Origin of the sequence: Protofrankia sp. Cr1 (assembly GCF_963555865.1) — a bacterium.
Classification (GTDB): Bacteria; Actinomycetota; Actinomycetes; order Frankiales; family Frankiaceae; genus Protofrankia.
The window spans coordinates 1-10,288 of sequence record NZ_CAUVXO010000161.1 but is presented as its reverse complement, the minus strand read 5'-3'; the positions used below and the strand labels follow the sequence as shown (position 1 = coordinate 10,288).

5 protein-coding genes are annotated in these 10,288 nt (G+C 69.6%); all 5 read left to right on the top strand.

Annotated elements, in window-relative coordinates; genetic code table 11:
- Window positions 1–3,115: type I polyketide synthase (locus U9980_RS14150; protein ID WP_322768339.1), on the top strand; the 3,115-nt coding region annotated here is incomplete at its 5' end.
- Between the two features lie 20 nt (window positions 3,116–3,135).
- A complete protein-coding gene (locus tag U9980_RS14145; RefSeq protein ID WP_322768338.1) occupies window positions 3,136–7,797 on the top strand; it encodes a non-ribosomal peptide synthetase in 4,662 nt (1,553 codons plus the stop codon).
- Between the two features lie 20 nt (window positions 7,798–7,817).
- The gene (locus U9980_RS14140; RefSeq protein ID WP_322768337.1) at window positions 7,818–8,642 is read left to right on the top strand and encodes a thioesterase II family protein; all 825 of its coding nucleotides are present in this window, start codon (window positions 7,818–7,820) and stop codon (window positions 8,640–8,642) included.
- A gap of 15 nt (window positions 8,643–8,657) precedes the next feature.
- Complete coding sequence (locus U9980_RS14135; protein WP_322768336.1) at window positions 8,658–9,797, top strand: acyl-CoA dehydrogenase family protein; 1,140 nt, start codon at window positions 8,658–8,660, stop codon at window positions 9,795–9,797.
- 12 nt (window positions 9,798–9,809) lie between these two features.
- On the top strand, window positions 9,810–10,288 hold a 479-nt coding region (locus U9980_RS14130; RefSeq protein WP_322768335.1), incomplete at its 3' end, for an acyl-CoA dehydrogenase family protein.

The window sequence follows — 10,288 nt, the reverse complement described above, 5'->3', positions numbered from 1 at the left end:
GTACTGGGCCGAGAACATCCGGACTCCGGTGCTCTTCGCCGCGGCGGTCGACGGCCTTCTCGACGACGGCCATGACGTGTTCGTCGAGCTGTCGCCGCACCCTGGGCTGCTCCCAGCGATCGCTCAGAACGCCCAGACTCGGTGCCGGGAGACCGCGCTCCTGCCGTCGCTGCGCCGTGACGAGCCGCCGAGCGACGTCATGCTGACCTCGCTCGGCGCGCTGTACGCCCTTGGCTTCGAGCCTGCCTGGACCGCGTTGCATCCCGAGCCTCGGCGGCCGGTGCGGTTGCCGAGCTACCCGTGGCAACGCGAGCGCTGCTGGCTGCCCTTGTCGCGTACTCTGCCGTACCTCCCCGGCCAGACCAACGGTCATCCCTTGCTCGGGCACCACCTCCGGCTTGCCGACGCGCCGGGGAGCCATGTCTGGGAGAGCGCCGTCAACGTGGCGTCCCAGGCCGTCCTCGATGACCACCGAGTTCAGGGCGTCGCCGTCTTCCCGGGCGCCGCCTGGCTGGAGATGGCGCGGACGGCGGCGGCGCAGGTGTTCGGCGGGAGTTCCTCTGTTCTCACGGCGGTCGAGTTCCAGCGCATGCTCGCGCTGGGCGACGCCGACACGGCCACGGTCCAGCTACGGGTGTCCGTCGCGGATGGCGGCGGTGCGAGCGTGCGCGCGTATGCACATCTTGCGGATGACACTGGCGGGCATCCCGAGTGGACGCTGCATATGACGGGCACCATCGGGCCCGAAGCGCCGGCAGCAGCGGATCTGCCGGCGCTGGACCTGGATGCCGTCCGCACGCGCTGCCCGAACTCGATCGCGCCGGCCGACCTCTACCGTGCCCTGGGCTCGCGGGGGCTTGACTACGGCCCGGCGTTCCAGGCGGTCGACCAGCTGTGGCTGGGCGAGCGAGAGGCGCTCGCCGCTGTTGTCTCACCGGCCAGGGTGGCGCCCGAGACCGGCGCCTATGGCATCCATCCGGTGTTCCTCGATGCCGCTCTGCAGGCCTTGGCCGCCGCGCTCCGAGGCGATGACGACGACCAGCGCCCTCACGTCCCTCTCTCGATCGAACGGATGGTCGCGCGGCCGCCGGGGATGGGCAAGCAGGACCGCCTCTGGGCCCATGCCCGCCTCCGCTCAGAAAGCGGTGCCGGGGTGGTCGGGGACGTCCTCCTGGCCGACGACGACGGAACGACCGTTGCCATCCTCGAGGGCGTCCACATCAGGCGGCTCGATGGTGATGCGTGGATGCCCGCGCCGATGGCGCTCGATCGTGCGCTCTACGAAGTGCGCTGGCAACGCCAGGAGCGTGGCGCCCCCCAGCGGTCGAACCGGCCCGGCGGCTGGCTGATCTTCGCCGACGGTCGCGGGGTGGGAGCGGCGCTGGCGGAAGGTCTCACCGAGGACGGCGAGCAGGCCGTCCTGGTGAGCGCAGGGGACGGCTACGACGACTCCGATCCCGGCCGGCTGGTGATCCGTCCCGACCACGGCGACGAGGTTCGCCGGGCAGTGGTTGTGGCGCGGGAGCGGATGGGTGCGCTGAGGGGTGTCGTGCACCTCTGGAGCCTGGATGCCGCGGCGGACCCAGACACCTCTGCGCTCCGCGCCGCACAACAGCGGGGTGTCGTCAACGTGCTGCACCTGGTTCACGCGCTGGCGGAGGGCGCACCAGCGGACGAGGGCGCCCGCCTTTGGCTCCTGACCAGCGGCGTTCACTGCATCGACGGCTCGTCGGCCCCCGTGTCGGTGGCTCACGCGCCCATCTGGGGGCTGGGCCGGGTGGCCGCGCTTGAACACCCCGGGCTGCGACCCACGCTGGTGGACCTCGACCCCTCCCTGGACTCGGCGGCCGCGCGGTGGATCGCCGACGAACTACGGGCCGGCGACGCGGAGACCCAGGTGGCGGTCCGGGACGGGGCGCGCCACGTGGCGCGGCTGGTCCGCCGAGCATCGCCGCGCACCGTACCCGCCGATGCCGTGCGCAGCGACGCGACCTACCTCGTCACCGGCGGCCTCGGCGCACTGGGCCTGCTTGTGGCGCGCTGGCTGGTGGAGCACGGTGCGCGCCATCTCGTGCTCGTCGGCCGCCGGGGTGCCGGTAACGACGCCGAGCGGGAACTGCGGGCGCTGCGTGATGCGGGCGCCGAGATCCGCGTGGCGCGGGCCGACGTGAGCGACGAGCCGGCCCTCGCGCGGGTCCTCGCTGACGCGGCGACGTCCATGCCACCCGTCCGGGGCGTCGTGCAGGCGGCCGGTGTCCTTGACGACGCCACCCTCGGCACCCTCGATCCGGCGCGCCTGCTGGCCGTCCTAGAACCCAAGGTCGCCGGGTCGTGGAACCTGCACAACCTGACGGCCGGCCTGCCACTGGACTTCTTCGTGATGTTCTCCTCGCTCGCGGGGGTGCTCGGGTCGCCGGGGCAGGGGAACTACGCGGCGGCCAACGCGTTCCTCGACGCACTCGCCTCGCTGCGGGCCTCGCAGGGGCGGCCTGCGGTAAGCATCGCCTGGGGATCGTGGGCGGACACGGGCCTGTCGGTGCGGTCTGAGGGCGTCGGCCGGTTCGTCGAGCGCGCCGGTGTCAAGGGCATCGCGCCGTCCAGCGGCGTCGGCTGGCTGGGGCCACTGCTCGGCATCGAGACGGCGCAGGTCGCCGTGGCGCTGGTCGATTGGCAGCGCTGGGCGGCGGCAGCGCCGCCATCCCCGCTGGTCTCCGAGCTCGTGGCCGGTGCCGGGCCGGCGCCCGAGGCGTCCTCACGCCGCGGCGCTCTCACCGTCGATGAGCTGTTCGCCGCCGATCCGGCGGATCGCCAGGAGCTGCTCGGCTCGTACCTGCACGGCGCGATCGCGCGAGCGCTCGAGATGAAGCCGGAGCAACTCGACGCCGACCAGCCACTCACCGAAGTCGGTCTGGATTCCTTGGTGGCGGTCGGCATGAAGAGCCAGGTCGAGGTGGAACTCGGCTTGTCGCTTCCGTTGACCGCCGCGCTCGAAGGCGCCAGCGTGCGGCAGCTCGCCGCGCAGATGCTCGCAGACGTCCTGGACGGCCCCGCGGCCGGGCCACTGCGGGATGACGGCTCGGAAGCAGATTCCTGGGAAGAGTTCGAAGTTCTCTGACGTCACCTGGAGGGTGAGCAATGCGAACCGTGCAGGAGTTGGTTGCGGTCCTCTCACGACGGGGCGTGATCCTCTGGGTCGACGGGGATGAACTCCGCGTCCGCGCCCCCAAGAACGCCCTCACCGACGAGCTGCGCACCGCGCTGCGGGAAAACAAGGACGAGATACTCACGACGCTCCGCGAGCGCGCCGCCGAACGGCCGGCGGCCATTCCTAAGATCGCCCCGGCTCCGGCAGAATTGCACGAGCCGTTCCCGCTCACGGATATGCAACAGGCCATCTGGGCCGGCGGGCGCGACGCGTTCGAGATCGGCAACCTCGCGGGCAACGGCTACATCGAAATTGACACGGTCGCGCTCGACCTGGGCCGGTTCGCGGACGCCTGGCGCCACCTGATCCAGCGCCACGCCATGCTTCGCGCCGTCGTTCTTCCGGACGGGCGGAACCAGATCCTGCCGGAGGTGCCGGAGTACGAGATCGAGGTACTCGACCTGCGCGGCCGGCCGGCCGACGAGGTGGCGGCACGGCTGGAGGAGTTCCGCCAGGTGATGCCGGGAGAGATGTTCGCCCGGGACACCTGGCCGCTGTTCCGGGTGCGGGCGACCCTGCTGGACGGCGATCGCACGCGCCTGCACTACGGCTTCAGCCTCCTCGTCTCCGACTCGCTGAGCCTGATGCAGATCCTGCGGGAGCTCTCGCTGCTCAACCAGGGCGAGGAGCTGCCGCCGCTCGAACTGACGACCCGGGACTACGTCGTCGCCAAGACGGCGTTGACGGGGTCGCCGGTCTACGAACGGGCGCTCGACTACTGGCGGCGGCGGCTGCCGACGCTTCCCCCGCCGCCGGAACTGCCGATCCAGGTCGCGCGCACCGCGGGACCACCGGTATCGAAGGCGCTGACCGCCCGGATACTCGAGCCCGAGTCCTGGACGCGGTTCAAAGCGCGGGTGCAGGAGGCGGGCCTGATGCCGGGCGCCGCACTGCTGACAGCCTTCTGTGACGTCGCCGCCCTCTGGTGCAAGACCGAGGAGTTCAGCATCAACGCGCCGTTCTGGGACCGGCTGCCGGTACATGAGGAGGTCGGCTCGATCGTCGGCAGCTTTGCTCTGCCGAATCACCTCCGCGTGCAGGCGTCTCCCGGGTCCACCTTCCTGGAGCGCGCCCGGCGCCTGCAGCGGCAGCTCATCGAGGACCTGGAGCATTGCCGCTACGTCAGCGGAGTCCAGGTGATGCGTGAGCTGGCGAAGGCGTACGGCGGAACCCCTCGCCGCAACACCTACGTCGTGTTCAACAGCGTTGAGATGAGCAGCGTCGACATGTCGGGGCTCGGCGAGCTCGGCTATACCGTCAGCCAGACCCCGCAAGTGTACCTGGAGGTGCGCAGCGCCGTGCGCAAGGGCGGGCTGGAGTTCACCTGGGACGTCCTGGACTCGGTGTTCCCGCCCGGGCTCGCCCAGGACATGCTGGACTCCTTCGTGCGGCATGTGCGCCGGCTGGCCGAGGAGCCGGGCGGCTGGGAGGAGCGCAGCCGGCGGCACATCGTGCCCGACGCCCACCGGGCGCGGCAGATCGAGGCGAACTCCACGGCGGCGCCGGTGCCCGTCGGCCTCCTGCACGGCCCGTTCGAAGCGCGGGCCGCGGATCAGCCGGACCAGCCGGCCGTCGTGTCGACGACCAGAACGATCACCTACGGGGAACTCGACCGGCACGCCACCCGCCTCGGCCGCTGGTTGCGCGATCAGGGCGTCCGGCCCAACACTCTGGTGGGCGTGGTGATGGACAAGGGCTGGGCGCAGGTGCCGGCCGTGCTCGGCGTGCTCAAGTCGGGGGCGGCGTACCTGCCGCTCGACGCGTCGCTGCCGCGCGAGCGGTTGCATCGCATCCTCAAGGCCGCCGAGATCGGGATCGTGCTCACCCAGGAGGGCGCCGACAAGCGCATCGAATGGCCCGAGGACATCCAGCGCCTGTCCGTCGACACCCAGTTCCTGGAGGACGTCTCCGAGGAACCGCTCGATCCGGTCCAGCGCGAGGACGACCTGGCGTACGTGATCTACACCTCGGGCTCGACGGGCGTGCCCAAGGGTGTGATGATCTCGCATCGGAGCGCGCTCAACACGATCGTCGACATCAACAAGAGGTTCGGGGTCGGCCCGGACGACGGCGTGTTCGGCCTGTCCTCGCTGAGCTTCGATCTCTCGGTCTACGACGTGTTCGGGACGCTCGCGGCCGGTGGGCGGCTCGTGCTGCCCGACGAGTTCGGGCTGCGCGACCCGGCACACTGGATCGACATGATGCGGCAGGGGCGCGTCACGGTCTGGAACTCCGTGCCCGGCTTCATGGGCCTGCTGATCCAGTACGTCGAAGGCGCCGGGATGGACATTCCAGCCGCACCCCGGTTGGTCTTGCTGAGCGGCGACTGGATCCCCGTCACCCTTCCCGGCCGCCTGCGGCGGCTGGTGCCCGACGTGCGGGTGATCAGCCTTGGCGGCGCGACCGAGGCCTCGATCTGGTCGATCATGCACGAGATCGGCGCGGCGGACCCGGACTTGACCAGCATCCCCTACGGCAAGCCACTGGCCAACCAGCAGATCCACGTCCTCGACCGCGAACTCGACGTGCGTCCGATCTGGGTGCCGGGCGGCCTGTACATCGGCGGCCTGGGAGTGGCCGACGGCTACTGGCACGACAAGGAGACGACGGACGCCGCTTTCATCACCCATCCGGAGAGCGGCGAGCGCCTGTACCGGACCGGCGACATCGGACGCCGCCTTCCCGACGGCAGCATCGAACTACTGGGCAGGGAGGATTTCCAAGTGAAGATCGGCGGCTATCGGATTGAGCTCGGCGAGATCGAGAACACCCTTCGCGAGCACCAGGCGGTGCGCGAGGCGGTAGTCCTGGCCGTGGACGAGGGGGGCGACGGCAAACGGCTGGTGGCGTACGTGGTCTCGGACGGCGGGAAGCCGCCCGAGACGGGCGAGCTGCGGACGTTCATCCGCGACAAGCTGCCCGAGTACATGGTCCCCAAGACACTGATCCTGCGCGACGAGTTGCCGCTCACGGCCAACGGCAAGGTCGACCGCGAGGCCCTGGCCCAGTCTGACGTCCCCGCGCTCGACACCGTCCGCGGGCCGGTCGCGCCGCGCACGCGGCTGGAGGAGCAGCTGGCCCTGCACTGGTGTGACGTGCTGGGGATCGTGGACGTGGGCGTCCACGACAACTTCTTCGACCTCAGCGACGACTCGCTGCAGGCGGTGAACCTCGTATCGAAGATCTCCGGCACGGTCGGCAAGCAGCTCGGGGTGCGCTACCTGTTCGCCCACCCCACCATTGCCGAGCTCTCGGCCGCGCTCGGCAAGCCGAACGGCGCTGACGGGGCGGCGGCCGTTCAGGCGACCGGCTCGGCCGCGAACGGCGAGGTCAAGGGCAGCGTCACCACGGAGCGGCGCGACCTGTTGACGCTGTACGTGACCGGCAAGATCCCGCAGGTGGATGGTGCGGGCGTGCTGGCCACGCCGGCGGGCCTGTTCGAACGGGCGGGCATCGAACCCGGCGACGTCGCGCACCGGCTCATGGCCCTGGACACTCCCCACCTGTGCGGCATCATCGACACCAACCTGGGCCGCATCGCCACGATCATGATCCCGCGTCTCGACACGGCGGAGCTGTACCTGAACCGGGACAGGCTGGTCGAGACGATCATGAGCGGGATCGAGATGGGGAACCGGCTCGGGGCCAGAAACATCTCCCTCAGCGGGCTGCTGGTGACGGCGACGGACTACGCCCGCAGCGTCGTGGACGCCGTCAAGGACCGTACGGACCTTCCTCCGGTCACCAGCGGCCACGACACCACGTCCGCGGCGGTGCTGCTGAACGTGGAGAACATGCTGGGCATGACCGGACGCAGCATGGAGAACGAGGTGCTGGGCATCCTCGGGGTCGGTTCGGTGGGCAAGGCGTCCATGCACCTGCTGATGACGTGCCTGCCGCACCCGCGCAAGCTCATCCTGTGTGACCCCTACGCCGCGACGAGCGACAGCCCCCGGGGCCCTGCGGCGGGGCTCCCCAGCCGGCTCAGGAAGGCCGCCGACGAGGTACGGGAATTGATCGGCTACAAGGGCGAGATCCAGATCATCGGCGGGACGTCCACGCTGCCGGAGGAGTTCTACGAGGCCACCGTGATCAGCGCGGACACCAACGCGCCCGACATTATCGACGTGGCCAAGCTCAGGCCCGGCGTCATGCTGGTGGACGACTCGATTCCGCCCTGCTACGACCGGGACGTCGCGATGGCCAGGATCCTGGCGAAGGCCGACCTGCTGTTCGGCCAGGGCGACGTGATCGAGTGCGCTACGCCGATGCAGAAGATTTTCGGCTGGCCGCCGCTGATGTACGACCTGGCGGGCGAGGAGGGCGTTGACTGGTTCGCGGCCAACACCCCCGACGCCTTCAGCACAACGCAGATCACCAGCTCCGTCCTGTCCAACGTGCTCGTCGCGCAGGAAGGCATTGGGCCGGTGACGGGGCCGTCCCAGCCGGAGCGAGCCATCAGGCACCTGGAGGTTCTGCGCGCCAACGGCTACGTGGGCGGTCCTCCGCAGTGCGATGGCGTGATGATTCCCAAGGAGTCGATCGCTCGCTTCATCGAGCAGTTCGGCGAGACCGGCAAGCGGAACGTCTAGGCGACGTCCTAGAAGCTCTCATGCACGAGCCACAGGAGCGGACCCGCCAGGCCCGCGAGCTGGGTCGCACGACCCGGCTCGCGGGCCTGGCGAACCGCCAGAAATGGATTCAGTACCCGCGTCCGAACCCGGATGCGAGCCTGCGCCTGGTCTGCCTGACCTACTCCGGTGGCCGGGCGTCCGTCTTCAAACGGCTGGCGGCGGACCTTCCCGGCGATGTCGAGTTGTGCGCCATCGAGTTCCCGGGCCACGGCCGCCGGATCCGTGAGGCGCCGATGACTCGCTTGGAGCCGCTCGTCGAGCAGCTCACGGACGTCATCGCCGAGCAGGTTCGCTGGCCGTTCGTGCTGCTCGGATACAGCGTCGGGGCGCTGATCGGCTTCGAGACCGCGCGCGAGTTCGCCCGGCGGGGGTGGCCGGGGCCGAAGAGCCTGTTCGTCGCCGCGGCCAGAGCCCCGCACCTGCGGTCGACGCGCCCCCCGCTGCACGAGCTGTCCCGGACCGAACTGATCGAAGGGCTTCATCGCCTGGCCGGCCGACACAACGAACTGCTCGACAACGAGGAGGTCGTCGATGTGATGCTGCCCGTTCTCCGCGCGGATCTTGGCCTTGACGAGACCTACGCCAACGAGATGGGAACCTCGCTCGACTGCCCGATCGCGGCCTTCGGCGGCAGCGAGGACTGGACCGTGTCGCGATCCGGTCTGGAGGCCTGGCGCGAGCACACCATCGGTGATTTCTCGGCCACCACTCTGCCTGGTGGCCACTTCTTCCTGGACTCGTCGCCGGACCTGTTCGCCGAGGCCCTGGCCGCCGAGATCAAACGCATGGACGAGAAGGACTGAAGGAGGGCCGCCAGCATGACTACAGGACCTGTGACGGTGCCGGACGACCGGCTGGCCGCCCTGCGCAAGGGCTTGGAGGAGGACATCAAGCCGCTCGGTGACCGCCACACCGACGATCGGCTGCCGCTCGACAGGCTGCCGGAGATCGTAAAGACGCTGCGCGGACACGGCTACCCGGTGGAGGAGCTTCCGGACGAGGTGACCTGTGCCCTGGCGAGCGAGGAGCTGGCCAGGGTGTTCCCCTCGCTCGAAGGCTGCCTGATGATCTCGTCCGCCTGCGCCCGCTACATCATGGCGGCGGGCCCGCCGGAGCTGCGGGAACGGGCGGTACCGGGCCTGCTGCGAGGGGAGCGGATCGGCTGCCTGGCGTCCACCGAGCCGAACCACGGGTCGAACAACGCGGCGATGGAGACCCTGGCGGTTCCGCATGGCGACGAGTATGTCGTCAACGGGCGCAAGCGCTGGATCTCCAATGCCGATACCTCCGACTACGCGGTCGTCCTGTGCCGCGTCGTCGAGGGAAACGGGAAGGAGGAGATCAGGCCGATCATCGTCGAGCGTGAGCAGTCGCCCTACCGGACCAGGGACCTGCCCAAGCTCGGGCTGACGGCATTCGTGACCTCCGAGATGGTCTTCGAGGACTGCCGAGTCCCGCGGGAGAACTGCGTAGGCCCGGCAGGTTCACTCAAGAACTTGCAGCTCATCTTCAGGACACTGCAATGGGCGCGCTGCCGGATAGCGGTCGTCTCCCTCGGAATCGCCCGCGCAGCGCTGGAGGCATCGGTCGCCTATGCGAGGAATCGACGCCAGTTCGGGCGGCCGATCGGGGAATTCCAGCTCATCCAAGACAAGATCTACACCATGGCCTCGGAGATCGATGCCTCGCGCCTTCTCATTCACCGCGCGTTGACCTCGGTCGAGGAGGGCCGGCGTTCGGATCGCGAGGCCTCCATGGCCAAGGCGTACGCGACCGAGATGGCGGTGCGGGTGGCGTCGGAGGCGATCCAGATACACGGTGCCAACGGCCTGTCGCCGGACTACCCGCTCGAACGCTATTTCCGTGACGCCCGGGCGCTGACGATCGCAGAGGGAACGACCGAAATACACAAGCTGGTGGTGGCCCGGTCCATCCTGGGGCTGACCGCATTCCAATGAGGGGTGGATGTCATGGAAACCTCGTCCGACGGGATCCGGCCCGCCGAGTTCCTGGATGAAGAAGAATCGTTGCGCGACACCGTCCGCAAATGGGCGGAGGAGCGGCTCCGCCCGCGGGTGGAGCAGATGGATCGCGAGGCCCGCATGCCGCGCGACCTGATAGACGAACTGTTCGCGCTGGGACTGATGGGCGTCCAGATCCCGGCCCGCTATGACGGCGGGGGCGGTTCGATCTTCATGAGCGCGCTGACCATCGCCGAACTCGCCCGGGTCGATCCATCGGTCGCGGTCTGTGTCGACGTACAGAATGTGCTGGTCAATACCGCGCTCATCCGCTGGGGGAGCCCCGCGCAGCAGGAGCGGTACCTGCCGCGGCTGGCGCGCGACCTCGTCGGTGCTTACGCGCTGACCGAGCCCGAGTCCGGCAGCGATGCGTTCGCCATGCGATCACGGGCGCGCCGCGATGGCGATGACTACGTGCTGGACGGGCG

What these genes read in the sequence shown, in the direction of transcription:
- U9980_RS14145 (WP_322768338.1), top strand. Translation starts at nt 3,136, where the DNA reads ATGCGAACCGTGCAGGAGTTGGTTGCGGTCCTCTCACGACGGGGCGTG.
- U9980_RS14140 (WP_322768337.1), top strand. Translation starts at nt 7,818, where the DNA reads ATGCACGAGCCACAGGAGCGGACCCGCCAGGCCCGCGAGCTGGGTCGC.
- U9980_RS14135 (WP_322768336.1), top strand. Translation starts at nt 8,658, where the DNA reads ATGACTACAGGACCTGTGACGGTGCCGGACGACCGGCTGGCCGCCCTG.